Source organism: Amaricoccus macauensis, assembly GCF_014201905.1.
GTDB classification, from domain to species: Bacteria; Pseudomonadota; Alphaproteobacteria; order Rhodobacterales; family Rhodobacteraceae; genus Amaricoccus; species Amaricoccus macauensis.
In genome coordinates this window covers 62,171-87,065 of the sequence record NZ_JACHFM010000007.1, presented here as the reverse complement: position 1 = coordinate 87,065, position 24,895 = coordinate 62,171, and the positions used below count along the sequence as shown (strand labels likewise).

At 70.6% G+C, this 24,895-nt stretch carries 22 protein-coding genes; 7 read left to right on the top strand and 15 right to left on the bottom strand.

Translation table 11 applies throughout. From position 1 onward, the window contains the following. Nucleotides 1-42: 42 nt before the first annotated feature. Entirely contained in the window at nt 43-396 is a 354-nt protein-coding gene (locus tag HNP73_RS21695; protein ID WP_184155133.1) for a hypothetical protein, read from the bottom strand. 151 nt (nt 397-547) lie between these two features. Further along, nucleotides 548-817, bottom strand: a complete 270-nt coding sequence (locus HNP73_RS21690; RefSeq protein WP_184155130.1) for a ribbon-helix-helix domain-containing protein — start codon at nt 815-817, stop codon at nt 548-550. 133 nt (nt 818-950) lie between these two features. On the opposite strand from HNP73_RS21690, the gene HNP73_RS21685 reads away from it, so the two are divergent. Genes HNP73_RS21685 through HNP73_RS21675 form a run of 3 tightly spaced genes read left to right on the top strand, consistent with a single transcriptional unit; the run spans nt 951 to nt 4,211 of the window. Continuing rightward, a complete protein-coding gene (locus HNP73_RS21685; protein ID WP_184155127.1) occupies nt 951-2,321 on the top strand; it encodes a UDP-glucose dehydrogenase family protein in 1,371 nt (456 codons plus the stop codon). A 4-nt stretch (nt 2,322-2,325) separates the two neighbouring features. Beyond that, nucleotides 2,326-3,354, top strand: a complete 1,029-nt coding sequence (locus HNP73_RS21680) for an NAD-dependent epimerase/dehydratase family protein (protein WP_184155125.1) — start codon at nt 2,326-2,328, stop codon at nt 3,352-3,354. Next, complete coding sequence (locus tag HNP73_RS21675) at nt 3,351-4,211, top strand: class I SAM-dependent methyltransferase (protein ID WP_184155122.1); 861 nt, start codon at nt 3,351-3,353, stop codon at nt 4,209-4,211. The genes HNP73_RS21680 and HNP73_RS21675 overlap by 4 nt, the downstream gene beginning before the upstream one ends. Before the next feature lie 24 nt (nt 4,212-4,235). Here HNP73_RS21675 and HNP73_RS21670 read toward each other — a convergent pair whose 3' ends face one another. The 6 genes from HNP73_RS21670 to HNP73_RS21645 form a co-directional block, all read right to left on the bottom strand. Continuing rightward, on the bottom strand, nt 4,236-4,814 hold the full coding sequence (locus tag HNP73_RS21670) for a GNAT family N-acetyltransferase (RefSeq protein WP_221288993.1): 579 nt from the start codon (nt 4,812-4,814) through the stop codon (nt 4,236-4,238). A gap of 109 nt (nt 4,815-4,923) precedes the next feature. Then, nucleotides 4,924-5,940: a glycosyltransferase family 2 protein gene (locus HNP73_RS21665; RefSeq protein WP_184155119.1), complete on the bottom strand. Its 1,017-nt coding sequence runs from the start codon at nt 5,938-5,940 to the stop codon at nt 4,924-4,926. Then, nucleotides 5,937-7,871 (bottom strand): beta-1,6-N-acetylglucosaminyltransferase, encoded by a 1,935-nt coding sequence (locus tag HNP73_RS21660; protein ID WP_246400027.1) that lies wholly within the window; start codon nt 7,869-7,871, stop codon nt 5,937-5,939. The genes HNP73_RS21665 and HNP73_RS21660 overlap by 4 nt, the downstream gene beginning before the upstream one ends. Nucleotides 7,872-7,881: 10 nt before the next feature. Beyond that, complete coding sequence (locus HNP73_RS21655; RefSeq protein WP_184155113.1) at nt 7,882-8,709, bottom strand: sulfotransferase; 828 nt, start codon at nt 8,707-8,709, stop codon at nt 7,882-7,884. Nucleotides 8,710-8,792: 83 nt separating this feature from the next. Continuing rightward, complete coding sequence (locus HNP73_RS21650; protein ID WP_184155111.1) at nt 8,793-9,668, bottom strand: SAM-dependent methyltransferase; 876 nt, start codon at nt 9,666-9,668, stop codon at nt 8,793-8,795. 66 nt (nt 9,669-9,734) lie between these two features. Next, nucleotides 9,735-10,532, bottom strand: coding sequence for a hypothetical protein (locus HNP73_RS21645; RefSeq protein ID WP_184155109.1), 798 nt, complete (start codon nt 10,530-10,532; stop codon nt 9,735-9,737). A gap of 274 nt (nt 10,533-10,806) precedes the next feature. Here HNP73_RS21645 and HNP73_RS21640 point away from each other — a divergent pair, with 274 nt between their 5' ends. Continuing rightward, on the top strand, nt 10,807-11,607 hold the full coding sequence (locus HNP73_RS21640; protein ID WP_184155107.1) for a glycosyltransferase family 2 protein: 801 nt from the start codon (nt 10,807-10,809) through the stop codon (nt 11,605-11,607). A 56-nt stretch (nt 11,608-11,663) separates the two neighbouring features. Here the strand turns inward: HNP73_RS21640 and HNP73_RS21635 are convergent, their stop codons facing one another. The 3 genes from HNP73_RS21635 to HNP73_RS21625 all read right to left on the bottom strand — a co-directional run bounded on the left by HNP73_RS21635 (nt 11,664) and on the right by HNP73_RS21625 (nt 14,059). Further along, complete coding sequence (locus tag HNP73_RS21635; protein ID WP_184155105.1) at nt 11,664-12,332, bottom strand: IS1 family transposase; 669 nt, start codon at nt 12,330-12,332, stop codon at nt 11,664-11,666. A gap of 114 nt (nt 12,333-12,446) precedes the next feature. Further along, nucleotides 12,447-13,214: a glycosyltransferase family 2 protein gene (locus HNP73_RS21630; RefSeq protein WP_184155103.1), complete on the bottom strand. Its 768-nt coding sequence runs from the start codon at nt 13,212-13,214 to the stop codon at nt 12,447-12,449. Further along, complete coding sequence (locus HNP73_RS21625; protein WP_246400026.1) at nt 13,214-14,059, bottom strand: ABC transporter permease; 846 nt, start codon at nt 14,057-14,059, stop codon at nt 13,214-13,216. The genes HNP73_RS21630 and HNP73_RS21625 overlap by 1 nt, the downstream gene beginning before the upstream one ends. Nucleotides 14,060-14,389: 330 nt before the next feature. Here HNP73_RS21625 and HNP73_RS21620 point away from each other — a divergent pair, with 330 nt between their 5' ends. Genes HNP73_RS21620 through HNP73_RS21610 form a run of 3 tightly spaced genes read left to right on the top strand, consistent with a single transcriptional unit; the run spans nt 14,390 to nt 18,513 of the window. Next, on the top strand, nt 14,390-15,742 hold the full coding sequence (locus tag HNP73_RS21620) for a KpsE/RkpR family capsule polysaccharide export protein (protein ID WP_184155098.1): 1,353 nt from the start codon (nt 14,390-14,392) through the stop codon (nt 15,740-15,742). A gap of 7 nt (nt 15,743-15,749) precedes the next feature. Next, entirely contained in the window at nt 15,750-16,412 is a 663-nt protein-coding gene (locus tag HNP73_RS21615; protein WP_184155095.1) for an ABC transporter ATP-binding protein, read from the top strand. Nucleotides 16,413-16,470: 58 nt separating this feature from the next. Next, nucleotides 16,471-18,513 (top strand): glycosyltransferase 61 family protein, encoded by a 2,043-nt coding sequence (locus HNP73_RS21610; RefSeq protein ID WP_184155092.1) that lies wholly within the window; start codon nt 16,471-16,473, stop codon nt 18,511-18,513. Nucleotides 18,514-18,729: 216 nt separating this feature from the next. Here the strand turns inward: HNP73_RS21610 and HNP73_RS21605 are convergent, their stop codons facing one another. The 4 genes from HNP73_RS21605 to HNP73_RS21590 all read right to left on the bottom strand — a co-directional run bounded on the left by HNP73_RS21605 (nt 18,730) and on the right by HNP73_RS21590 (nt 24,377). Next, the gene (locus tag HNP73_RS21605) at nt 18,730-19,284 is read right to left on the bottom strand and encodes a protein kinase family protein (RefSeq protein WP_184155089.1); all 555 of its coding nucleotides are present in this window, start codon (nt 19,282-19,284) and stop codon (nt 18,730-18,732) included. Nucleotides 19,285-19,294: 10 nt separating this feature from the next. After that, on the bottom strand, nt 19,295-20,533 hold the full coding sequence (locus HNP73_RS21600) for a hypothetical protein (RefSeq protein ID WP_184155086.1): 1,239 nt from the start codon (nt 20,531-20,533) through the stop codon (nt 19,295-19,297). Nucleotides 20,534-20,639: 106 nt separating this feature from the next. Continuing rightward, nucleotides 20,640-23,312 carry a coiled-coil domain-containing protein gene (locus HNP73_RS21595; protein ID WP_184155083.1) on the bottom strand — a complete coding sequence of 891 codons (2,673 nt, stop codon included), beginning with the start codon at nt 23,310-23,312 and terminating at the stop codon, nt 20,640-20,642. A 204-nt stretch (nt 23,313-23,516) separates the two neighbouring features. Continuing rightward, the gene (locus HNP73_RS21590; protein WP_184155080.1) at nt 23,517-24,377 is read right to left on the bottom strand and encodes a sulfotransferase domain-containing protein; all 861 of its coding nucleotides are present in this window, start codon (nt 24,375-24,377) and stop codon (nt 23,517-23,519) included. Between the last annotated feature and the right edge of the window lie 518 nt (nt 24,378-24,895).

The window sequence follows — 24,895 nt, the reverse complement described above, 5'->3', positions numbered from 1 at the left end:
GCGCGCGTCGTTTCAGGCCCCCTCCCGGCCGCACCCGTGCCATCAGCGCAGCCGGGCCAAGAGCTGCGTCCGCAGGTCCGGGACCGCGGCGCCGGCCACGAGGAAGACCGCGAGAACGCGGATCTCGTCCGCGGCCTCGTCCACCACGAAGGAATAGAGCGCGCGCTCGGTCACGATCTGCCTGAGCCCCGGCACCACGTCGTCGCGGCGCCTCGCCAGGAAGGCGATGCGGCCGAGCCCGGTCATCGCCGCCTCGATGGCGCGGACCCGGACGGCGGCGCGGGCAAGCGCCTCGGCGGTGGTATCGCCAAGCGCCCGGTAGCCATCGACGAGCTGGTCGAAGATCACCGCGAGATCGCGCTCACAGCCTCTGGCTCGCAGGATCTCGAGCGCCATCGGTCACCTGCCGATTTCTATGTCTGCATTCCGTGTTGGTCCCTCGGCCCCGGGGCTGAAGACCGGAGCCGAGGACCAAGGCCGAAAACAATGTCTGCACTCCGTGTTGGTCGATGCATCGGCATGGACCAACACGGAGTGCAGACATTGTTCAGAGCCCATGCGCCCGGCGCTTCGCCGCGATCGCCGTCTCGGTTGCCGCGCGTCCTGCCCCGAGCCCGGTGAACCCGCCCGCCTCGCGCTCGGCGAGGAGCGCGCGCAGGACGGCGAGCTCGGCCTCGCGCGCCTCGGTCTCGGCGCGCAGGGCCTCGATCCCGCGCTGCACCACCGCCGAGAGACTCGCATACCGCCCCTCCGCCACCAGCCGGCGGGCAAAGGCCGCCTGGCTCTCCGAAAGCGATACCGAGGCCTTGACCGTCATGGCGAACACCCGCTCTTAACCCTGATACTACCTGGTAGCATAAAGCTGGCCGTGCCGCGGCCGTTTTTCTTGCCAGCCCCGGGCGTCCCGCCTAAGCAGAAGCCTTGTGTTTCGAGTGTGAAGGGGTAGGCCCATGCGGATTGCGGTGTTCGGGACCGGTTATGTCGGCCTGGTGCAGGGCTCGGTCCTGGCCGAGGTTGGTCATGACGTGCTCTGCGTCGACGTGGATGCGAGCAAGGTCGAGGGGCTGAAGGCCGGGCGGATCCCGATCTACGAGCCCGGCCTCGAGGATATCGTCCGCAAGAACCACGCCGAGGGCCGGCTCAACTTCACCACCGATGCCGCCGAGGCGGTGAAGCACGGCCGCATCCAGTTCATCGCCGTCGGCACGCCCCCCGACGAGGACGGCTCGGCCGACCTGAAGTACGTGCTCGCCGTCGCCGCCACCATCGCCGAGCACATGGAGGAGCCGAAGGTCGTCGTGACGAAGTCGACCGTGCCGGTCGGCACCGCCGACAAGGTGCGGGCGAAGATCGTCGAGGTGCTTGGCGCGCGGGGCCGGTCCGACCTGCATTTCGACGTGGTCTCGAACCCGGAGTTCCTGAAGGAAGGCGCCGCCGTCGCCGACTGCATGCGGCCCGACCGCATCGTCATCGGCACCTCGGACCCGGAGTCCGAGGAACTGCTGCGCGAGGTCTACGCGCCCTTCAGCCGCAACCGCGACAAGCTCATCGTCATGGACGTGCGCTCGGCCGAGCTCACCAAGTACGCCGCGAACTGCATGCTCGCGACCAAGATCAGCTTCATGAACGAGATGGCGAACCTCGCCGAGCGGCTCGGCGCCGACATCGAGATGGTGCGCCAGGGCATCGGCTCGGACCAGCGCATCGGCTACCACTTCATCTATCCGGGCGCGGGCTATGGCGGGTCGTGCTTCCCGAAGGATGTGAAGGCGCTGATCCACACCGCCCGCGAGGTCGGCTTCGAGCCGAAGGTGCTGCAGGCGGTCGAGGACCGCAACGAGGAGCAGAAGTCGGTGATCTTCGACAAGATCGTGGCGCACTACGGCAGCGATCTCAGGGGCCGGACCTTCGCGCTCTGGGGCCTCTCCTTCAAGCCGCAGACCGACGACATGCGCGAGGCGGCCTCGCGCGTGGTCATGGAAGCGCTCTGGAAGGCCGGCGCGAAGGTGCAGGCCTTCGACCCGGAGGCCATGGAAGAGGCGCAGCGCATCTACGGCGACCGCGACGACCTCATGCTCTGCGGCACCAAGGAAGCCACCCTGCGCGATGCCGATGCCCTCGTCGTCATGACCGAGTGGCAGGCGTTCCGCGCGCCCGACTTCGACCTCCTGAAGGAAAAGCTGAAGTCGGCGGTGATCTTCGACGGCCGCAACCTCTACGAGCCGGCGCGCATGGCGCGGCGCGGCTTTGCCTACTACGCCATCGGCCGCGGCCTCACCGAGCCGCCCGCCGCATCCGCAACCCCCAGATCGGCGGCCTGAAAAAGTGCGCATCCTCGTCACCGGCGCCGCCGGCTTCATCGGCTTCCACGTCGTCCGCGCGCTCCTCGCCCGCGGCGACGCGGTGACGGGCTTCGACAACGTCAACGACTACTACGACGTGGCCCTGAAGGAGGCGCGCCTCGCCGAGATCGACCGCATGGGCGGCGACTGGCGCTTCCTGCGCGCCGATCTCGCCGACCGGGCGGCGGTCGATGCGGCCTTCGCCGAGGGCATCAGGGGAGAGCCCTTCGACCGGGTGATCCACCTCGCCGCCCAGGCCGGGGTGCGCTACAGCCTGGAAAACCCGCTCGCCTACGTGGAGTCGAACGTTCTCGGCTTCACCAACGTCCTCGAGGCCTGCCGCCGGGCGGAAACCCCGCATCTCACCTTCGCCTCGACCTCGAGCGTCTACGGCGGCAACACGAAGATGCCGTTCCGCGAGGACCACGGGGTCGACCACCCGCTGCAGTTCTACGCCGCGACCAAGCGCGCGAACGAGCTGATGGCGCACGCCTATGCCCATCTCTACCGCCTGCCAATGACCGGCCTGCGCTTCTTCACGGTCTACGGGCCCTGGGGGCGGCCCGACATGGCGCCGATGCTCTTCGCCGAGGCGATCCTCGCCGGCCAGCCGATCCGCATCTTCAACGAGGGCCGGCACAGCCGGGACTTCACCTACATCGACGATATCGTCGAGGGGGTGATCCGCGCCTCCGACCGGCCGGCGGCGCCCGATCCGGCCTTTGACCCGGCCAATCCCGATCCGGCGACCTCGGACGCGCCCTTCCGGCTCCTCAACATCGGCAACGGCGCGCCGGTGGAGCTTCTCGACTTCATCGCGGCCCTCGAAGCGGCACTGGGCCGCACCGCGATCCGCGAGCTCGTCCCCTCGCAGCCGGGCGACGTGGCCGACACCTTTGCCGACACCAGCCGGCTCGAGGCCGCGACCGGCTGGCGGGCCCGCGTCCCCGTCGAGGAGGGCGTGCGCCGCTTCGCAGAATGGTTCATCGACTGGAAAAACCGGAGCGCATGAGCTTTCCCCACTTCGACACGATCCGCACCCGCCCGTGGAATTCCCGCCGCTTCACGCTTCCCGGCTGGACCCGCACCTACCCGACGATGCTCACCCATGAAGAGATGCGCATGCTCGCCTGGGTCGCGGAGATGACGCCGGGCGCGGGCGCGGTGATCGATCTCGGCGCGTTCCTCGGGGGCTCGAGCGCCAGCCTCGCCCTCGGGGCCGAGAAGGCCGACCCACCGAAGCGGGTGCACTCCTACGACCGCTTCCAGCTCGACGAGAAGGTGAAGTTCCAGTTCCTCTACCGGAAGGGTCACGGCCTTGCCGAGGGCGAGGACGGGCTGCCGGTGTTTCACCGCTTCACCAGGGCTGTGGCGGACACGATCGAGGTGCATCCCGGCGACATCCAGGACGCAGACTGGGACGCAAGCCCGGTGGCGGTACTGTTCATCGACATCTCGAAGACCAAGGACATCAACGACCACCTGCTCGCCACCTTCTTCCCCGCCCTGGTGCCCGGCAGCGTCATCGTGCAGCAGGACTTCCTGTTCTTCCGCAATCCCTGGCTCTACCCGACGATGCAGAAGCTCGAGGCCTCGGTGGAGATGCTGTCCTACACCGACCAGAACTCGGTGATCTTCGGCGTGCACCGGACCCCAACGGCGGAGGAGCTCGACGCCTGCCGGGCAGAGCGGACGAGCTACGAGGAAACCGTGGCGGCGATCCGGCACTTCCGGGCGAAGTTCACCGACGTGCGGCAGACCGAGATGATCGACGCGCTGCTCGCCTCGCTCGAGGCGGCGCCGCGCGCCGACAAGGCCTGGCGGATGCCGAACGTCGCCCATCTGCCGGCGCTCGAGGACGAGATCTGAGGCCCCCGAAGCCCGGGAGAGCCGTCACAGCGGCTTTTGCAGCACGATGAAGGCGAGGTCGTCGCGCTGCGGCACGCCGAAGCGGTCGTCGCCGTAGGGGAAGGCTTCGGTCTCGCCGGTCGGTGCATAGCCGCGCCTGAGATACCAGGCGATGAGGCTCTCGCGCACGTTCACCACCGTCATGCGCACCGCGCGGCCGCCCTGCCCCGCGATCCAGGCTTCCGCGGCAGTGAGCAGCCGGCGGCCGAGGCCGGCGTTCTGCGCCCCCGGCTCGACGGTGAGCCCGCCGAGATACCAGCGCGCCCCCGCCTCGGGCACGAGCCAGACGCAGCCGAGAAGCCCGCCGCCCTCTTCTGCCGGTCCGCGCCAGAGGAGAAGCCGGCCCTCCGGGCTCGCCGCGATCTCCGCGCGCAGCATGGCGACGCTGGTCCGCTCACCCGAGAGATAATCCGCCTCGTTGGTCCAGCTGCCCTCGGGGTCGCGATAGGCGTGGTTCATCAGCGCCGCGACCACCGGCAGATCCGCCGGGACGGCCGGCTCCAGCCGCACGTCCGCCGGGGGGTGCGTCATCCGGGCTGTCGTCCCGGCGGCATCCACCTGCATGTCTGCACTCCGTGTTGGTCCGGCCCGGGGGGAGGCGGCGCTTCCATGTCTGCATTCCGTGTTGGCCGCCTCCCGGTGGACGGACCAACACGGAATGCAGACATCCGTCTCAGAACCAGCGGCCCGACGACATGAGCCCAAGCTCCACGAGCTGCTCCGATCGCTCGTAGCGGGTGCTGATGCCCGGGCTGTGGAACTCCGCCTCTGCCCCGCCGCGGCGGTAGTGGGCATACTCGCGGCCGCCATCGTAGTGCTCGCCCCGTGTCGCCTCCTCGTCCGCCTTGGCGGCAAGGGCGGAGACCAGCTTGAAGTGGAAGAGCGCCCCGGTCACCGAGACCTCGCCCTCGGTGTGCGCCCGGTTCAGCCGCCGCGGGTAGGCGTCATGGGTCGAGTGGCGGTAGTGGTAGACCCGCTGCCACCGGATGAGCGGGATCTTGTTGAGCGCCGGCGCCCCGTGCGGGTTATCGTGGAAATGCTGCCTCAGCCGCGGGCCGCCCTGGATCCAGACGCCGTTGCCCCAGCCCTCGGTCTGCACGTAGCCGTCCCGGTCGAAGTACGGGCAGACCGCGAAGGGATCGTCCCCCGGCCCGAGCACCGTATCGGCAAGCGGCCGGTCGCTGTAGGCATCGACCAGCAGCGCGTGCATGCAGGCGCGGCGGTCGTCCTCGAGAAACTGCACGAGATCGGGCAGGCTCCGCGTCTCCACATGCGGATAGACGAGGAACTCGTCCGGGTCGACGACGACGCACCAGCGGTGCACGGCATGGCGGCGCATCAGGTCGTTCAGCCACATCATGCCGAAGCCCGAGTCGCGATAACTTGCCTCGGTGTGCCAGACCGACATGTCCTTCTGCCCGGCCGCCCACTCGCGGAAACCGTCGGTGGAGCCATTGTCGACCACGAAGAAATGCCCGACCCCGAGCCCGCGATAATAGTCGACGAACGCCGGCATCCGCGGCTGCTCGTTGCGCAGGCAGACGAAGAGCAGGACATCGCGGGGCCGGATCGCCGACAGGCGGTCCTGCACGAGATCGAGCTGCCGGCCGTTCCGGCGATCCCGCCACTCGAGCCTGGTGAAGAGGCCGGCCCCCACCACCGCCTGGCGAGCCTGACGCAGACGGCTCATCCCCTGCCCTCCCGCAGGCGAGCGAACTCGCGCACGGGCCCGGCCGTGACCGCGCCCGCCCCACTGGCCGGCCCCCCGCCAGAGGCCTCGCCGCTCATTGCCTCTTCCGCTCCCGGCACGCTGGCGCCGAGCAGCGCTGCCTCCTCCGGCGTCAGCTGGCCGGGAAGCAGGCTGGCGTCCGCCTCGAACCGCTCGCTCCGGACCCGCCGCAGATCGCGGGCGAGCCCGTCGAACCAGGGGGCTCCGGCGAAGCGGCAGCTCTCGAGCGATGCCTCGAACATCCGCCGGCGCTGTGCCGGGGGACGGGCTGCCCCGGGGAGTGCCGCGAGCGCCCAGGGCAGCATGATCATGCCGTCCCGGTCGTGGCCGCCATCCCGGTCGCCGCCCCGGATCAGGGTGAGGAGGTCCTCCCGCCAGTCCGGCCAGGTGCCGGGCTGCACGGAGGCCGGGGCGTCGAGCCGGGCGCGGGCCGCCCGCGCGGGATCGACGCCGGTCATGGCGCTCGCAGGCACCCGCGCGAAGGGCGTGTCGTCGCGCAGGGCGAGGCTCAGGAGCCGCCGGTCGCGCTCGGCATCGCCGGTGAAGGGCAGGCAGGCAATGACGAGGGCCTGCGGGTCACGCAGCACCGCCGCGAGAAGCTCGGGGGCGTGACGCGGCGACCAGGCGATCACCGGCACGCCGGCTGCGCGCGCGCGCAGCCGGGTGAGAAAGAGCGCCGGGTGCATGTCCCGGATCGCCCGGTCGCCTCGCGCCAGTCCGCCAAGCTCCATGCGGAGTTCGCCCGCGTCCTCCCGGCCGAGGCCGACCTCATTCGGGTCGAAGACCTCGCCGAGCCGGGTGAGCTCCGTCCCGGACAGCCCGGCGATGACCGGGGTGGTGAGCGCCGGGGGGCCGAGCACCACCACGTAGGGCGAGGTCATGCCGGCGAGCACGCTGTCGATCATGTCGACCTGCTGGTCGCGGTAGAAGACCTGTCCCGCGCCGGGATACCAGGTCTGGGCGATGACCTTCAGCTGGTAGTCCGCGCGCCGCGGCGCGGTCGAGCCGAAGGCCTCGCCCTCGTCCGTGGCACCGGCGCGGGCGAGGCAGGCCGCGCGCAGCTTCGCCGCATGCGGCGAGACCTTGCGCACGAAGAAGCTCTCGAGGCTCGCCACGTAGTCCGCGTGATCGTCATGGAAGACGGCCGGCTTGCCGCGGTTCGAGAACTGGAAGTGGGTGAGCCCGTGCCCGGCAATCTCGCCCGGGCTGACGAGCGCGCCGACCCAGGTCTGGATCACCATCTCGTCGGGAATCCAGACGGTGCGGAAGAAGTCGAGCCGGGCAGGATCGCGCGCCATGTCCATGAGCATGGCCCGGCAGGTGTCCCAGGTGAGCGCCCACCACTGCGAGCCAAAGCGCGGCGTGAGCCCGGCGGGGAAGCGCCGCTTCAGCCGGAGCAGGCGCTGGATCTGGAAGGAGCGCCGTTCGGCTGTCGGCTGGGTGCGGTGATCGAACCAGAAGCGATACTGCCAGCGCTCGTCGCGCCAGCCGTTGCCGACCCAGCTGGCATCGGCGCACTCGATGAATTCGCGCCCGGCATTCTCGGTCAGGTAGCGCTCGAGGGCGGCGACCGGCCGGCAGGGCAGGCAGGCCCCCGAGAGCAGGATGACGTAGCCGGGATCGATCCCGGCCGCCTCGATCTCGCGGAGCGCGTTCAGCGGCGCCTCGACCAGGCCGAAGCTGCCCCAGCGCCCGGCGGCGCGCTTCGCGACCAGCCGGATCCGCGGCTCCTCGGCGGCGGCCGCCTCGAGACGGGCATGATCCGCCGCCGACGAGCGGGCATCGTAGTGGATGACCGCGATCCCGTCCGAGGCGGCGGCGACGAGGCTCCGGGCGAGCTCGATCGTCTGTTCGGGCCGGTCGTGAGCGAGAATGAGGAAGACGAGACGCATCGCTGCCACCTCAGGTCTGCTGCGCGAAATCCGCGCCGAACTCCGCCGCGAGGAAGTCCGCCTGGGGCCGGAGCCTCTCCTCGAGCCGGGCGGTGACGCTCTTCGGCACGTTGAAGCTCTGGGTCTTGTGCACCCGCTCGACGAGGCGCGGGTAGTCGTGGGGCTCGAGGCCGAGGAAGGTCTCGATCTCGCGCATCACGCCGGCCGGCTCCCTGGCGATGCGCCCGTAGGGCAGGAAGAGGATGTCGCCCGAGGCGAACTGTGCCTTCCAGCGGGGCACGTAGGTCCTGTAGTCGCCGCGGTTCGCGATGTCCCACTGGTCAGCCTGGGCGAGCCACTCGGTCTCGGTGAGGGAGCCCTTCACCGTGCGCGAGACGTTCATCTTGAGCTGCGACATGGCGCGCGAGACCGGGCTCCGGATCAGGTAGATGATCTTCGGCGCGCCGAGGAGCCCGCGCAGGTAGCGGATACCCTCCTCGGGGATCGTCGAGTACTCGGGCGTCATGTCGCCCATGAGCTTGCCGGCCGCCGCCGGCAGGTCGAACACTCGCCGATACCAGCCCTCGGTGAAGACCTCGTTCGAGCCGAGGTTCACCAGATACTGCACGTAAGGGAAATGCAGATCCTCGTTGCGCCCGACGTAGGTCTTGAGCGCGGCGGCGGTGGCGGAGCGGATGTGCCACTTCGTCCACTTGCGGTTCTCGGGCACGAACAGGTGATTGAAGTAGTGCACTTCCTTGATCGGCGGCACCCAGACCCCGGGATGCGAGTGGAGTTGCGTGAAGAGCCAGCTGGTGCCGGCCTTCTGCGCGCCGATGCAGAGAAAGGAGGGAAGCATGTCCAGTAAACCTTTAAAAACCCTCGAAAACCACTACCATCATCCACCCCCCGTGCGGCCGGACGACGCGGGAAAAAGCCCGCTCAGCCCCAGAGCTGTTCCTGGCCGTAGCCGTGCGTCCAGTCCGCTCCCGGTGCCTCGCCGCCGATCGCCTGGCGGTGGAGGATCATCGCGTCGCGCAGAAAATTGCGCTCCCCCTCCGGCCGCGCCCGGTTCACCGCCTGCAGCAGCAGCTCCGGGTGCACGAGGCTCCGCGGCTCCACCGTGGGCTCGATCCCGCGGGTCCTGAGCATCTCCACCCAGCGCGTCTTGACGTAGAGCAGGCAGTTCTGCCGGTAGAAGTAGGGAATGCGCGCGTCGTTCCAGAACGGTTCGCGGAAGATGTCGAAGGCCACATAGTCGAGGGCGCGGAACTTGCGGTTCCAGTACTCGACCCACTGCTCGTTCACGTGGTGGATGCCGCCCTGATAGGGCAGCGCCGCGGAGAACAGCACGATGTCGGAGAAGCCGCAGAGGTTCGCGATGAAGGTGTCCGCGTGCTCGGAGCCCACATGCTCGGCCACCTCGGTCGAGATCGCGATATCGTAGCGCGCCTGGTTTTCCATGCGCTTCGTCAGGTCGGTGATGGTGATGAGCTCGCGCTCGATCGCCAGCGCCTCGTCAGGCACCGGCACGAGGTCGAAGCCCGCGAGCCGGGTGGCGCCGAGGCTGCGCGCCGCATAGAGCCAGTTGCCGCCGCCGCAGCCCACGTCGGCCACGCTCGAGAACGGGTGAACCTGCGCGAGACGGCCGAGGAGCAACCCCTGGGCCATCATCGGCTGGCCGGTCGCCTGATGCGTGGCGCCCTCGATGCCGCCGGCGAGGTCGCTGAACTGGAGCGAGCCGCCCGCGGACTCCGCCGGCACCGCATGGGACGGGCCGGCCGGGGCGGCGGCGGGAAGGGTATCGGTGTCGCTCATTGGGGGGGTCCGTTCTCGGGTCCGGGGTCCGCCGGGGCGCGCGCGGGACCGGACGGGTGGGGCCGGTCAGCCGGCGGGCTGCAACTGGCGGAGGGGGATGGTGGGCGCGGGGCCGGCGCCGAGCGGGGTGAGATCGCCGATCGCCGCCTCGAGTTCGGCCCAGTTCGAAAAGCCGTCCGCGAGACTGCCCTTGTACTGCTTGCGGTAGTCACTCTGCAGATCGGCGGCACGGGCCTTCGAGCCGATGAAGGCAAGCAGCGCGTCGAGCACCTCGGGGTCGTTCGTCTGCTCGTAGTGAATGACGAAGCTCCCCGGCAGCGCCGCCAGCATCCGGCACATGGAGACGTAGCGGTTGTAGTGGAAGCAGAAGATCTCGAGCGACTCGGCGGTGAATTCGACGCGGGTGTCGAGCACCTGCTCGGAGACCTCCCGCCCGGCGCGGTTGGTCCAGACCCCGGTCGTCCGTGCCCGAAGGCCCGAGGCGTAGACCTCGAGGCCCGGGCGATAGAGGATCACCCGCCGGGTGGCGGGCGCCGTCACATACTCGACCGCCCCCGGCGCCCAGATCAGGTGCGAGGCGAACATCTTGTAGCCGAAGTGCTTGAACGGATTGATCCGCCGGAGCTCGGCAATGAAGGCTGTGGCATTGTGATTGCGCGCGGAAATGCTCCGCGGCCCGAGCTTGCGGCGGTGAAAGTCGGAAACCTCGATCTGGCCCTTCTTGAAGAGCTCGCCGTGGCAGATGGTGTCCTCGGCGGAGTTGAGCAGGCTCGTGAGGTTGTAGGAACCGGTGCGCGCATCGCAGAAGACGACGAAATCGTTGCGTCCGGCCCGGCGGCCGGCGGCTCCCTGCTCGTCTTTCAACACCCTGCTCCTTCGGGTCCTGTCCTCACCCGCCCCATTACAGGGCGGCAGGGAGCACGTCAAAGGGGAGCGGGGGGATGCAAGTGCGCGCAGGGAGATCGCGAGGGGGGATCAATGTCTGCATTCCGTGTTGGTCGGGGATTCATGCCGTCTTTTTTCCGCGAGGGAAGAACCCGGGGGCGTCCCGGGGGACCAACACGGAATGCAGACATTGCGTCCGGATGCGCGCCCGGTATCTGCTGCGACCACCACGCACCCACCCGCGACCTCGCCAATGCCACAAACCGACCCGCTCCTGCCTGATCTCACCGTCGCCATCTCGACCCATGGCGAGCGGGCGCTGGCGCTGCGCCCGGACGCGTGGGAACGGGCGCCCGGCCTCGACTGGCTGTTGCTGGTACAGGAGCCCGATGCCGATCCGCGCCTGCCGGCACATCTCGACGCGCTCGCGGCCCGGCCGGACGTGACGGTGGCGTGCCTCCCGAGCCGCGGCCTCTCCCGCAGCCGCAACGCCGCCCTCGACCTGGCCCGGGGCGAGGTGGTCCTGCTCGCCGACGACGACGTGACGCATCCCCCGGGCGCCATCGCGGCCGTCCGCCGCTTCTTCCGGGATCAGCCTGAGGCAAGCCTCCTCGTCGGGCTTTCGCTCGACGCGGAGGGCCTGCCGCGCCGACGGCCGACAGGCCCGTGCCGGCTCACCCGCTGGAATGCCGGGCGGACCGCGAGCCATGAACTCGCCTTCCGGATCGCCCCTGTCCGGGAATCCGGAGTGCGCTTCGACGAAAGCTTCGGCGTGGGCGCCGGCACTCCGGCCTTTTTGGGTGAGGAGTTCATCTTCGTCGCCGACTGCCTGGGCGCCGGGCTCACGGGCGAGCACCGTCCGCTGCCGGTTTCGGTTCACCCCGATCCGAGCACCGGCGCTGGCTGGTCGGGGAGTGCCGCGGCCCGCGCGCGGGCCACGGCACTCCGGCGCGGCTTCGGCCGGCAGGCTCCCCTCGCCCTGGGGGCCTATGCGCTGAAGAATGCCCGGCGGTTCGGCTCGATGCGGGATATCCTGGCGTTCCTGCGTGGCTGAGGCGCTTCACCGCCGATGTCTGCACTCCGTGTTGGCGGCCACCCGCGCAAGCCCGCTCAGTCCGAGCCATGGAGCCGGAGCACCTCCCGCACTCCCAACCAGGCGACGTATCCTGCCAGATACCGGGTGGCCGGTCCCCGGAACGGCGCGAGGAACCTCTCGAACCGGGCCTGCAGGCCGGGAGCGCCCGAAGGCCCGCCCAGCCGCAGCGCGACCCGCCAGGCAGCCCAACCCCCAGGAGGCACCTCACCGCGCGCGAGCGTGTACCAGCGCGGCCGTGGCGGGGCCGGACAGATACCCGGCCAGCGCGCGTGCCTCACCCATTCCCGCGAGGCCTTGCGGGATTCCCGGGTAAAGACGATCCCGCCCTCCACCGGCATGGGGCGGCGGAGGCAGCGCGCGAGCACCCGGATCCGCCAGCGCCAGACGGTCATGTGATGCACCCCGAGGCGCCTGGCGAGCCGCCGGCACGACGACGGTCCGGCTCCGAACATGTCCCTGATCACCGCCTCGAAGGCCGCCCGCCGGCGCAGCCCGGCCGCAAGCGTCCCGGTCGCGGGCGAAAAGGTGCGGCGACAGCCGCCGCAGCGCAGGCGCGCGAGCCCGCGCCCCGTCACCCCCCAGCGCTGCAACCGCACGCCGCAGCAGTGCGGACAGCCTCGCGGCATCGCCGGAACCGCCCCTGCGGCACGCGCCGGCGCACCGCCCTCGATCGACCCGTCCATCGCCGCCGGTCTCCCTCACAACCGGCGCGATGTTCTCATGATGTTCTGCGTCTGGCACCTTGCCAACACGGAGTGCAGACATACGCCTATCCGGTGCCCGGCCTACCCCACACCCTACCCCCCCAGCCGCTTCGCCACCCCCCGAACCGCGTACTGCGCAAAGTACCAGGCCGCCGCGAGCCGCGGCAGCCGCTCGTGCTCGCGGTAGAAGCGCCAGGTGTCGCGCGCCGCTCCCGCCTTGCCCGCCGAGAGCGAGCCCGGATGCACCCGGTAGTCCGCGAGCACCTGCGGCAGGGCATGGGCATGGGAGACATGGCGCAGCAGGTCGAGCCAGAGCCCGTAGTCCTGGCGCCGGGCGATCAGCGGCATCTCGGCCTTGCCGAAGAAATCCGTGTCGTAGATCGCGGTCAGGCAACCGATGACATTGCCCCGGAGCAGCCCCGCGCGCGTCACCGAGACCGGCGGGTGCACGATGCCGAGCGGCCGGCCGTCCGCGGCGATCCGCCGGTAGGCGGTGAAGGTGAGCGGATGGCCCCGGGTGCGCATGAAGTCCACCTGCAGCGCGAGCTTCTCCGGCCGCCAGAGATCGTCCGCATCGAGAAAGGCGATCCAGCGCCCGCGCGCCTCGCGGATGGCATGGTTGCGCGCCGCCGCCGCCCCGAGGTTCGTCGCATGGGTGAGGACCCGGATCCGCGGCTCCTCCGCGGCGAGGCGCGCGGCGAGCGCCCCCGAGCCATCGGTAGAGCCGTCGTCGACGAGCAGCATCTCCCAGTTGGCAAGGCTCTGCGCCCGCACCGAGGCGACGGTCTCCGCGAGCGTCGCGGCAGCGTTCCAGACCGGAGTGACGACCGAGACCGCGGGCCGCCCGGAAGACGCGTCCATCACCCCTCGATCAGCACGCTCGCATGCCGGCGCAGCAGGTAGGCGCCGATCACGAAGAGGATGCCCGAGACCCCGAGCACGTAGAGGGGCGAGGCGTATTCCGCCTCATAGGAGCCGTAGAAGCCCGCCCGCATCAGCCCGACGACGTGGATGAGCGGGTTCCACCAGAGCACGTCCTGCGCGGCCATCGGCAGCGACTGGAAGGTGTAGAACATCCCCGACATCAGGAAGAGCGGCCGGGTGAGCACGTTCCAGACGTTGCGCCAAGTGGGGAAGAAGCCGAAGAGCACGCAGTTCAGCGTGCCGAGCCCGAGTCCGAGGAATCCTGCGAGAACGAAGGCGAGGGCGGCGGAGCCCGCATCGAAATTCACCTCGAGCCCGAAGAACAGGATGAGACCGACATAGAGCAGCACCGCCACCATGAACATGGTGAGGAAGTCGAGGATGAACTTCGAGAACACGGTGTCGAGCGGCGTCACTACCGGATAGCGCAGGAGCCCGCGGTTCGAGGCCACCGCCGCCGCCACCGAATGCGAGACATTGTTGAAGAGCATGAACGGGATGACGCCGGTCGCGTAGAACAGCGCGAAGTTGTCGCCCATGGGTGGCCGCCTCAGCGCGAAGCTGAAGACGAGGGTCAGCATCAGGATGCCGCCGAGCGGCTCGGCGATCGCCCAGAGATAGCCGCCGTAGGACCGGCCGAACTTGGTGCCGGTCTCGCGCACCACCATGGCGAAGAGCACGCGCAGCCGCTGGAACGTCACCGGCCCCCGGTCTCCGCCTCCCGGGTCGATCCGGCCCGGGCCGGCCGGCGCATCCATGGACAGGCTCCCGTCGGCTGGCATACGTGCCACTCTCCGCCTCTTTCGCCGCCCCCCACTGGCCGGCGCGGTTTGCATTCCCTGCCCGCGAGGAGTAAACCTCGGACCCATGAGGGACAAGCCCGGGCGGACACCGGACACGCATCCCTTACGTGTACCACGGGTATCGGGCGAGGCAGGATGAGCGACGCGACCACGGACTCCCGGCCCGCGACACCCGCCGCTTCCAGCCCTTCGGCTTCCGCTCCCAGCGAAACGCCCCGAGTTTCCGGCCGAGTCTCTGACCGGGACTCCAGCCCGGACTCCGGGAACACCCGGGGCACCCCGACGCCCGCCCCCCCGACACCCGCCCAGATGGCGGCCCGGACGCCCGCCGAGGCCGCCGTGGCCGACCCCGAGGTTCTCGCCCGCCGGCGGCGCGCCCGCGCCGCGCGCGCCGCGCTCCGGGCGGTCGAATCGTCCTCCGCCGCGACGCAGCCGGCGCCCGATCCGCGCCCCGAACATCGCGATCCGGCCGCCCAGCCCAGGACCGAGCCGGTCCGGCCGCGGCGCCCGGCCCGGGGCGACGAGGCTCCCGTCCCCCCGGCCGCTCCGAAGCTCGAGCCCGCCCGGGTCCGGCCGCGCCACCGCGGGATGATCGCGAGCTTCCTCGCCATCGTCGTCCTGCCGGTGGTGGCGACGGCCGTCTACCTCTGGGCATGGGCCGCGCCGGAATATCACTCGGAGACCTCGTTCTCGGTGCGCTCCGAGGAGATGGGCTCGGCCGCCGCCGGCCTTCTCGGCGCCATCACCCAGATCGGCGGCGGCTCGGCCTCCGACACCGACGTGCTCTACGACTACATCCGCAGCCAGGCGATCGTGCAGGCGATCGACGAGCGCCTCGACCTGCGGGCCATCTACAACCATACGCCCTCCGACCGGGTGTTCGCCCTCGGCAAGGACCAGACCATCGAGGCCCTGACCGACCACTGGCGCAAGATGGTGCGGGTGAGCCTCGAAAGCCGCGAAGGCATCATCGACGTGCGCACCTACGCCTTCACGCCCGAGGACGCGCAGAAGATCGCCGACGAGGTGCTCGCCGAGAGCAACAAGCTCGTGAACCGGCTCTCCGACCAGGCTCGCACCGACGCGCTCTTCTTCGCGACGGAAGAGCTCACCAAGGCCGAGGCATACCTGCGCGGCGTGCGCGAGAATCTGGCGAACTTCCGCCGCGACCACCGCCTCGTCGACCCGAGGGCCGACGTCTCCGGCCAGGCCGGGCTGCTGAACGCGCTCGAGAGCGAACTCGCGAAAGCCATGGTCGAGCGCGACGAACTGCTTTCCTACGCCGACCCCAAGGACCAGCGGGTGCAGCAGATCGACCGGCGCATCGCCGCGGTGACGGGCCGCATCGACGCGGAACGGGGCTCGCTCTCGGTCGGCGGCGTCACCGGCTCGATGCCCGAAGTGGTCGGCGGCTACGAGGAGCTTGAGGTCGACCTCGAGATCGCCCGCACCGCCTATACCCACGCCCTCGCCGGCCGGGCCGCCGCCGAGGCGATGGCGCAGCGCCAGTCGCGCTACCTCGTGCCGCACATCCAGCCGACCCTGGCCGAGACCGCGCTCTATCCGCGCAGCGGGCTCATCATCGGTCTCGCAGCGCTGTTCCTGACGCTCGGATGGAGCGTCCTCATGCTGATCTACTACAACGTCCGCGACAACCGCTGAGGCCCGGATGATCGAGTTCCGGGATGTCTCGAAGTATTACCTCACCCAGACCGGCCGCAAGGTGGTCCTTGACGGCCTGAACCTGGTCCTGCCCTCGGGGGCGAAGGTGGGGGTGCTCGGGCGGAACGGCGCCGGCAAGTCGACGTTCCTCTCGATGATCGCCGGCACCAACCGGCCGAGCTCGGGCGAGATCCGCCGGCATGCCTCGATCTCCTGGCCCCTCGGCTTCGCCGGCAGCTTCCATCCCGAACTCACCGGCGCGCAGAACGTGCGCTTCGTCGCGCGGATCTACGGCATCGATACCGACGCGCTCGTGGCCTACGTGGAGGACTTCGCCGAGCTCGGCGACTTCCTCGACATGCCGGTGCGCTCCTATTCCTCCGGCATGCGGGCGCGGCTCGCCTTCGGCATGTCGATGGGCGTCGCCTTCGACTGGTATCTCGTCGACGAGATCACCGCGGTCGGCGACACCCGCTTCCGCAGGAAGTCGCTCGCCGTCTTCAAGAGCCGCCTGAAGAACGCCGGCCTGCTCATGACTTCGCACGCCCCCGAAACCCTCCGCAGCTACTGCACGAGCGGCCTCGTGCTCGAACGCGGCCAGGCGCTTTTCTTCGACGACATCGAGGAGGCGATCGCAGTGCACGAACGCAACATGGCCGAAGCCGCCTGAAACCCGGGATCCCCCTCATGCCCCCCATCCTCCGCCACGCCCCGTCCGGGAGGCGCCCATGAAGCGCATTTCCGATCCGAACCAGCCGGACCAGGCGCCCCTCGGGGTGCGCGAGGTGGCCGGGGCGACAGTCCTGCCCTGGCGCGCCGGCGAGGCCCGCGGCACGCTCGAGATGGGCGTGCTCGACGCCCGTGGCCACGTGCTCCAGGACACGCTCATCCGCCGCTCCTACGCCAACGGCCGCGAGGGGCAGGTCGGCTATCCCGGGCAGCTCACACCCGCCTCGGGGGAAGTCCGTCCGGGCACCGCGATCTATGCCGGCCCCTGGCTCGAGCACTTCGGCCACTTCCTGCTCGAAGGCCTCGCGCGCACCTGGGCGGTCAGGCGCCATCCGGAGCTGCCGGTGGTCTGGAGCGCCGCGGCGGAGAAGGAGGACGACACCGCCCTCGCCCCGGGCGAGGAGCCGGGCCTCAACGGCTGGCGGGCAGCCCTTCTCGAACTGCTCGGCATCCGGAACGAGATGATCTTCGCCACGCGGCCCCTCGGCTTCGAGCGGCTGCTGGTGCCCGAAGCGGGCTACCGGATCCAGCATTTCTGCCACCCCGAGCAGGCCGCGGCCCTCGGCGTCGTCGAGCACCGGCCCGAGCCCGGGCGCAGGCTCTGGCTCACCCGCTCACGGCTGAGGCAGTTGCAGAACCTGTCGATGCCCGCGGTCGAGGCGCGGCTCGAGGAACTCGGCTGGACGGTGATCGCGCCCGAAACGCTGACGATCCCCGAGCAGATGGACCACCTCGCCCGCGCCGAGCGGGTGGCGGGCGAGATGGGCTCGCAGCTCCATCCGCTCCTGTTCCTGAAGGAGGCGCGAGGTCTCAGGGTCGACGTCCTTCTGCGCGACCCGTCCCGGCCGCCGGAGATCTACAACCGCAACTACGACACCATCGCCGCCGCCAGGGGCCTCGACCAGCGGCTGCACCGCATGACCTCGGAAATCGTGCTGCGCAAGCGCGGCGTGCAGATCGAGAAGCTCAGCACCGATCTCGGGGAGTACTTCCGCGCCCTCGACATCCCCGAAGGGCCCGGGACGCCGGCCACCAACACGAAACGCAGACATGGGGCGCCGGCCGCCGGCACGGCGGCCAACACGGAACGCAGACATGCCGCGGCCGGTGCCAGGCCCGGCAAACGCCCTGACACGAGAGCTCACACGGGAGCCGCCCAGGACAGCACGGAAGAAGGACATCGGATGCCGAACGATCTCGCTACGCCCGACCCCGCCACCACCAGAGCCGGCACCGCCGCAGACACCGCCGCAGACACTGCCGCAGGCATGGCTGCAGACACTGCCGCAGGCATGGCTGCGGATACGGCCGCGAATGCCGCCGCAGGCACCGACACCGGAGCAGATGCGCCCGCGCCCCTCGCGACCGGCCCCGACGGGCGGCCGACCCTCGACGCCCTGGCGGAGCATTTCAATACCGACAAGGCCACGCGCTACCGCACCCGCGAGGGCAAGGAGATCGACGGCCACGCCTACGCCGACTTCTACGACCGTTTCTTCCGCGACTTCCGTGACGAGCCGATCACCGTGCTTGAGCTTGGCTGCGGCCAGGTCTGGAACATCGGCGCCTCGCTGCGCATGCTGAAGGCCTACTTCCCCCAGGCCGAGATCATCGGTGTCGATAACAAGCCCGCCGCGCGACAGCTGGCCTCGGACGGCTTCCGCATCGAGGTGGGCGATCTCGGCAAGATCGAGTTCCTGCGCCAGCTGCGCCGGTTCCGCCCGACGATCCTGATCGACGACGCCTCGCATCTCTGGTCGCACCAGATCCTCGCCATGGCCGAGCTCTACGACACGCTGCCCTCGGGCGGGATCTACGTGATGGAGGACATCAACACCTCCTTCGGCCACATGCGCGAGACCTATTCCGCCGGCGCGACCTTCTCGGGGCACGACTTCGTCAATGCGGTCTCGACCGCGCTCCACACCTTCGACGACGACCACCTGAAAGCGGTACCCTACCCCGAGTACGTCGCCTACGTGGCGCGACAGACCGCCTTCGTCGCGCAGTTCCGGCACACGGCGCTCTTCGTCCGGCGCTGAGGGGCGGGGGAACTCCCCCCTCCCCTCATGTCTGCACTCCGTGTTGGTACCGCCCGGGGCCGGGATCAGCCGACCGGAAGGAATGTCTGCATTCCGTGTTGGTCCCCGCCTCCGACCCGGGGCCGTGCTCCCGGGCCGTGCTCCCGGAAAAGCCGCCCGGGGCCGGTACATCGCCGCGCCGGCGCCAGTCCCCGGGAGGTGACGCGAAGGGAAGGATCAGTCCGGCAGAGCCGTCCAGGCCGTGTCGACCCGCGCCGTATCGACCCAGCCCGCCGCCGGCACCAGCCGACCGATCGGCCCAAGTCGGCGGACGAGTTCCTCCGGCGCGAGGGGCGCGAGGTCGGCGAGACAGCCGATCCCTGCCTGTTCCAGCGCCCAGACAAGGTTCGGCCCCACGCCCGGCAGGCGCTCGAGGTCGCTGGCCGCGGGTGACGACGCCGGGCGCTCGGGACGCTGGAAGCTCAGAACCTCGGCCGCCTCCACCACCACCGGGGCCGAAGGCGGCGGCTCCCCGGTCAGCGCCCGCAGGAACTCATGCAGCGCCGTCTCCGCTTCGTCATCCGGACCCGCCTCGGAGCGAGCGGTCTCCGGGTCGGCGATCTCCGGGTCGGCGGCCGTCTCTGGATCGGCGGGCGGGCGCAGACGGGCGAGCCGCTCGGCGCGCAGCGCCCGCAGCCGGCTGCGCTCGGCGAGCCGCGCCGCCAGCGTCGGGGGGGCCGGATCGGCGGGATCAACCGGATCCCGGGTCTCGGGAGAGGATATCTCGCTCATCGACCCGCCCTCAGCTCACCTGCGGCACGCGCGCCGGCACCATGGCCGCCTCGCGGCGCTCCAGCCGGGCGAGGAACTCCGCCAGCGCGAGACCGAGCGTCTCCTGGAAGGCGACACCCGTGGCGCCGCTCGTCACGCCGCCCTCCGCGAGCGCGGCGATCTCGCCAAGCCGGGCCGCCACCTGGTCCTCGCGGGCGATGTGGCTGTGCAGCACGTCCGCCTGGGCGTCGAGCCGGCGCAGCACCTTGGCGAGGAGTTCGGTCAGCCGGACCTCCGCCGCCGCTGCCGCCGCGCGCGACTCCGCCTCCGCGGCAAGCGCCACCTCGATCCGCGCCTGTCCTGCCTCGAACACCGTGAACCGCCCCGCGAAGTCCGGGGCCGGGTCTGCCTCGATCCGATCTGCCTCGATTCGGTCTGCCTCGGCCCGATTTGCGGCAAGCGCCGCCTCGATCCGCGCCTGCCCGGCTTCGAGCGCCGCGAACCGCAGCACGAGATCGGCATCTGCCGCGCTCTCGCCCGCCATCCGGTCCGCGGCCCTCCGGTCCGCGGCAATGTGAGCAGCGGCGATATGGGCGGCACGGGCGGCGAAGCTCGCGCTCACCACCGCCTGAACCCCGGGGCCGGCGAAATCGAGCCCGTCGGCCACCGCCCCGGCGCTGGCCCGGAGCAGGAGAAGCGGCGCATCGAGGTCGACCGCCATGTCTGCCGCCGGCTTCCGGGTGGTTGTCGCTTCTCCCGCGCCCGCCTCGGCGTCGTCGATGAGATCGGTCGCGTTCACCCAGGCCGCGTCAGGACCGAATTCGTCGGCGAGCCGCGCCTCGAGCGCCGCGCCGGCCGCCTCCGGATCCGTCCCCGCCGCCGCCGCCGCCTCGAGGCGGAAGGCATAGTGATAGGGCTCGATCCGCCAGATCGAACCGGAAACATGGGCGCAGAGCCGCCGCAGCGTCGCAGCTTCGGCCCCCGCCCCGAGCCTGGCCCCGAGCCTGACCGGATCGCCGATCATCTCATGGCTGACGAGACCCGCCGCCACCAGATCGGCAAGCGCGGCCGGCCCGGACCCCGGCTCCCCGGCCGCATCCTTCCCGGCCCCATCCTTCCCGACCGCATCCTTCCCGGCCTCGGCGCCATCGGCCGACGTGACATCGCAAGCCACAGTCTCAGGAGCCGACGTGCCCGGGGCGCACTCGGGAACGCTCGCCGATGCGGGCTCAGATATGAGTTCAGGCTCGAATTCGAGGAACTGGGTCAAGGGATCTCTCCGGGGCGGGGAAACGCGGCAAAGGCAGCATGCCGGTGTCAACTGACGGTGGGATGAAACAGGTTAACCGAAGGTTACGGGCAGGGTCGCCCCGCCCTCACTTGTGCAGCGAGATGATCCGCGGCAGCGCCCAGATCTCTTCCTCGTCCGAGGCCCCGCCGGTGGAAGCCCTGGCCTCCCTGCCATCCGGGGACATGCCATCCGGGGGCACCGCCGGGCCGACCTGGCGGGCGGCGGGCCGTGGCAGGGTCGCTTCGAGAAGCGCGAGCCGGTTGGCGAAGAGCGCGGTCTGCGTCGCGGCATCGGCGCGGAGCGCCGCAAGCTCGACCGCCACCTCGCCTGCCACCGCGAGGGCAGCCTCAGGATCATCGCGCGCCTCGAGGGAGGCGAGCCGTGCCTCAAGCGGCGCGAGCCGCTCAAACGCAGACTCGAGCGGCGCGAGCCGCTCCAGCGCGATTTCGAGCGGCGCGAGCCGCTCCAGTCCAGTCTCGACATGCCCGAGCCGGCCGAGCGCTGCCTCGAGCGTCGCCACCCGCCCGAGGACATCCTCGATCGGGCCGAGCCGGTCGAGGAGCGCCGCGAGGCCGGTATCCTTCCCGGTGAAGAGCTGCGCGAGCCGGTCGGCGGCCTCACTGACGCCCGCGCTCACCGCGGCCGTTGCCGCCGCCGTCACCGTCGCGGCCGGGCCGGCCGTGGCCTCGGCCCGGAGCGCCGCGAGCCCGGCCGCGGTCTCGCCAAGGTTCCAGTGCAGCGTTTCAATCCGGGCCCGGAGCCCGTCAACCGCCTTGAGCCCGTCAACCGCCGCGCGCGCGTCGTCCTCCGCCGCCCGGGCAAGACCGCCCTCGACAGCGGCGAGCTTTGCCTCAAGCGGCGCAAGGCGCCCGAGCACCGCCTCGACCGCAGCTTCCTTCTGGGCATAGAGGCTGCCCAGCGTCTCGGTCACCTCGGCGAGCGGGCTCCCGGTGGTCTCCACCGCCGCGAGCCGGCCCGCGACCCCTTCGAGCCGCTCGGCAAACCGATCGAGCGCCCCTTGCGGGTCCTTCGCCGCGATCTCGCGCTCGACGCCGCCGAGCCGGTCCTCGACCGGCCCGAGACGGGCGATCATCGCCTCGACGGCGGCTTCCTTCTGGGCGTGGATCTGCGCCAGCCGCTCGGAAAGCTCGGCGAGCGGGCTCTCGGCGCTCTCGATGAGCGTGACCCGTCCCGCGACCCCTTCGAGCCGCTCGGCGAAGCGGTCGAGCGCGCCCTGCGGATCGCGCACCGAGAGTTCGCGCTCGAAGCCCTGGAGACGCGCCTCGAGCGGCGCGAGGCGCGCGAGCACCGTCTCGACCGCCGCGTCCTTCTGGCCGTGGAGCGCGGAGAGCTTGTCCGAAAGCTCGGCGAGCGGGCTTCCGGCGGCCTCGATAAGCGTGAGACGCCCCTGCAGCGCCTCGATGCGGCCGAGAAGCTGCTCGATCGCCGCCCGCGGATCCTTCGCCGCGAGCTCGCGCTCGAAGTCACCGAGCCGCGTCTCGAGCGGCGCGAGCCGCCCGAGCATCGCCTCGACGGCCGCGTCCTTCTGGGCATAGAGCGCGGAGAGCCGCTCGGAGACCTCGGCAAGCGGGTTCTCCGTCGTCTCGATCAGCATCAGGCGGTCCTGCACGCCTTCGAGGCGCTCGGCGAAACGGTCGAGCGCGCCTTGCGGGTCCTTCGCCGCAAGCTCGCGCTCGAAGCCCTGGAGACGCGCTTCAAGCGGCGCGAGGCGCGCGAGCACCGTCTCGACCGCCGCGTCCTTCTGGGCATAGAGCGCGGAAAGCCGCTCGGAGACCTCGGCGAGCGGGTTCTCCGCCGTCTCGATCAGCACCAGGCGATCCTGCACCGCCTCGAGCCGCTCGGCGAGCCGGTCGAGCGCGTCCTGCGGATCACGCGCCGCCATCGCCCGCTCGAACGCCTCGATCCGCCCGGAAAGCTCGGCCCGTACCGCTTCGACCCGGGCGTCGACCCGGGCTTCGACCTGGCCCGGCGCGGTCTCGGCCGTGGCGCGAAGCGCGGCGATCTCGGTGCGCGCCTGCGCCTGCTCGCCCTGCAACGCCGCGAGGGCTGCTTCGAGCCGCTTCGTCGTCTCCCGCCCGGCACCGATGCCGCTCTCGAGCCCGGCGAGCCGGGTCTCGATCGGCGCGAGGCGCCCGAGCGCCGCCTCGAGGCCAGCGTCGCGCGCCTCGTGCAGCCGTGCCAGCCGCTCGGCGAGCTCCGACGCGCCGCCCCCCGAAGCGAGCGCCGCGAGCCGTGCCTCCAGTCCGGCCGCGCCGGCCGCGGCCCGGGTCTCGAGCTCGCCCATCCGGGCCTTCAGCCCCTCGAAGAGGCCGCGCGCCTCGGCGGGCTCGCCCATCTCCTCGAGCGCCTTCATCCGGGCGCGCAGCTGGTCGAGCCCGGTCATCGCCGTCTCGAGGGTGGCATTCTTGTCGCGGATGAGCCCGAGGAGCTGGCCGGCCATCGCCTGCAGCTTCTCCTCCGGCGCGCTTCCCGCCGCGGTCAGCGCGTCGAGCCGGAGCGCGAGTTCGGCCTGGGTGGTGGCAAGCGCCTCGATCCGGTCGCGCTCGGCTCGCCGGATGGCGGAGATGCCCGGGCCCTCGCCGCTGTCGACATCGCCGGTGCCGGCCGCGATCGCCAGCTCGCTTGCCGCCTGCAGGGCGAGCCGCCGGCGCCGGGCCCGGAAGGCGAGGCCAAAGGCGCCGAAGGTGGCGGCGCCCGCCGCGCCCAGTCCCGTGATGCCGATACCAAAGGGATCCATGGCGCGCCCGTTCTCTCTTGACTGAAACCGGGGCGATGAAGCGGGAAGTTGGTTAGCGGCGGATTAATCCCCGGGCTCGGGGGTGCGTTTTTTGCCAATGGCGGGCCGGGGCGCCCATGTCTGCACTCCGTGTTGGTCGATGCATCGGCATGGACCAACACGGAGTGCAGACATAAAAATGGCGGCGAGCGACCGCCCCCCGGCTCAGGCCGGCCAGCCGAAATCCCGCCCGAGGGCCGCGTAGAGCGCCTGGTTCATCGGCGCGAAGTAGGCCTCGAGCTCGGCCCGGACACCGGGGTCCACCTCCTCGCGGTTCGAGCCGACGTTCGCCGGCCGGAAGTCTTCCCCGCTCCTCGTCCGGTCGAGCCCGAGGAAATCGCACAGGCCCCCCATGAGCCCGGCCGGATCCTCGAAGAGATCCTCCGCCCGGAGCACCAGCAGGTTCTCCCGCGGGAAATGCGCCCAGTAGCGTTCGATCTGCTCGAGGTAGCGCCCGCGCGCCTTGTAGCTGTAGGCCCGGAACGCCTCGTCGCCGTAGTCGCCCCGCGCCAGCACCGGCGCGAGCCGCTCCTCCTCCGCCGCCATCGCCGCGCCGGGGCCAAGCTCCTCCTTGCAGCGGCGTACCGCGTTCTTCCGCACATTGTGGAAGTAGTGCGACAGCGCCCGGTCGGTGGGATCGCGCAGGATCGCCACCAGCTTCACCCGAGGCAGGATCTGCGCCATCCGCCCGGCCACCAGCGGGTGCAGCATGTAGAGGGGCGAGGCCTCGTAGGCTTGCACGCCCGGCGCCATCTCCGAGGCCAGCGGGAAGTGCGAGCGATACCAGCGCTCGCCGAAGGTATAGGTGTCGGTCCCCTCCTCGAGGCCACCGTCGAAGTAATGCACCTCCTTCACCGAACTCTCGCGCACCTGGGGGTGCTGGGTGAGATAGCGATAAAGGCTCGAGGTGCCGCTCTTCTGCGCGCCGATGATGACGAAGTCGGGCAGCACCCGGTCCTGCATCTGCCGCAGGCGGCGCCGGGCACCCTCCATCGCCGGGCGCAGCAGGCGGGTCATCGTGCCCATGGTACACTCCAGATCATCACACTCTCCAAGCAACCCCGCCGTTATCGCGGCCGGTCCCGGTCCTGTCCAGCCGCCCGGCGGCAGCGCGGCGGCCGTGACGACCCGGCCTGCGCCAGCGTGCCACCGGAGCCCGGGTGGAATCCCCGGTCAGTTTCCGGACTCGGGGTTCCTGGCTCGGGGCAAGATCAGCCCCCCGCCCAGGCGGCCCAGGCGGGGGCAACCGGCTTTCGGGCGGGTGGAGAGCCGGCGAACCAGCCGATCCATCAAAATTGACAATTGATAAAGAACAGACACGTTCCCGTTGGGAATCAATATTTTATACTGGATGCGCAACTCGCGCATTTGCATGTTTCCGCGCGTTTCTGAGCGGAACCTCGCCGAAGTCTCAAACCGTCACAATCGTTGGGTGACCGTTCCCGCCCTCATCCCCTAAAACCACCCCCGGATCCCGCCATCCTGCTCCCCGAGTTCGGGGAGATACGTCCCGGGCCGGCAAAGTCGTCCGGCGGCGAGCGTCA

Coding starts and splice junctions, on each gene's coding strand:
- HNP73_RS21675 (WP_184155122.1), top strand. CDS start 3,351: ATGAGCTTTCCCCACTTCGACACGATCCGCACCCGCCCGTGGAATTCC.
- HNP73_RS21660 (WP_246400027.1), bottom strand. CDS start 7,871: ATGCGTCTCGTCTTCCTCATTCTCGCTCACGACCGGCCCGAACAGACG.
- HNP73_RS21595 (WP_184155083.1), bottom strand. CDS start 23,312: ATGGATCCCTTTGGTATCGGCATCACGGGACTGGGCGCGGCGGGCGCC.
- HNP73_RS21640 (WP_184155107.1), top strand. CDS start 10,807: ATGCCACAAACCGACCCGCTCCTGCCTGATCTCACCGTCGCCATCTCG.
- HNP73_RS21590 (WP_184155080.1), bottom strand. CDS start 24,377: ATGGGCACGATGACCCGCCTGCTGCGCCCGGCGATGGAGGGTGCCCGG.
- HNP73_RS21695 (WP_184155133.1), bottom strand. CDS start 396: ATGGCGCTCGAGATCCTGCGAGCCAGAGGCTGTGAGCGCGATCTCGCG.
- HNP73_RS21685 (WP_184155127.1), top strand. CDS start 951: ATGCGGATTGCGGTGTTCGGGACCGGTTATGTCGGCCTGGTGCAGGGC.
- HNP73_RS21620 (WP_184155098.1), top strand. CDS start 14,390: ATGGCGGCCCGGACGCCCGCCGAGGCCGCCGTGGCCGACCCCGAGGTT.
- HNP73_RS21670 (WP_221288993.1), bottom strand. CDS start 4,814: ATGCAGGTGGATGCCGCCGGGACGACAGCCCGGATGACGCACCCCCCG.
- HNP73_RS21605 (WP_184155089.1), bottom strand. CDS start 19,284: ATGAGCGAGATATCCTCTCCCGAGACCCGGGATCCGGTTGATCCCGCC.
- HNP73_RS21635 (WP_184155105.1), bottom strand. CDS start 12,332: ATGGACGGGTCGATCGAGGGCGGTGCGCCGGCGCGTGCCGCAGGGGCG.
- HNP73_RS21665 (WP_184155119.1), bottom strand. CDS start 5,940: ATGAGCCGTCTGCGTCAGGCTCGCCAGGCGGTGGTGGGGGCCGGCCTC.
- HNP73_RS21610 (WP_184155092.1), top strand. CDS start 16,471: ATGAAGCGCATTTCCGATCCGAACCAGCCGGACCAGGCGCCCCTCGGG.
- HNP73_RS21615 (WP_184155095.1), top strand. CDS start 15,750: ATGATCGAGTTCCGGGATGTCTCGAAGTATTACCTCACCCAGACCGGC.
- HNP73_RS21650 (WP_184155111.1), bottom strand. CDS start 9,668: ATGAGCGACACCGATACCCTTCCCGCCGCCGCCCCGGCCGGCCCGTCC.
- HNP73_RS21630 (WP_184155103.1), bottom strand. CDS start 13,214: ATGGACGCGTCTTCCGGGCGGCCCGCGGTCTCGGTCGTCACTCCGGTC.
- HNP73_RS21690 (WP_184155130.1), bottom strand. CDS start 817: ATGACGGTCAAGGCCTCGGTATCGCTTTCGGAGAGCCAGGCGGCCTTT.
- HNP73_RS21625 (WP_246400026.1), bottom strand. CDS start 14,059: ATGCCAGCCGACGGGAGCCTGTCCATGGATGCGCCGGCCGGCCCGGGC.
- HNP73_RS21655 (WP_184155113.1), bottom strand. CDS start 8,709: ATGCTTCCCTCCTTTCTCTGCATCGGCGCGCAGAAGGCCGGCACCAGC.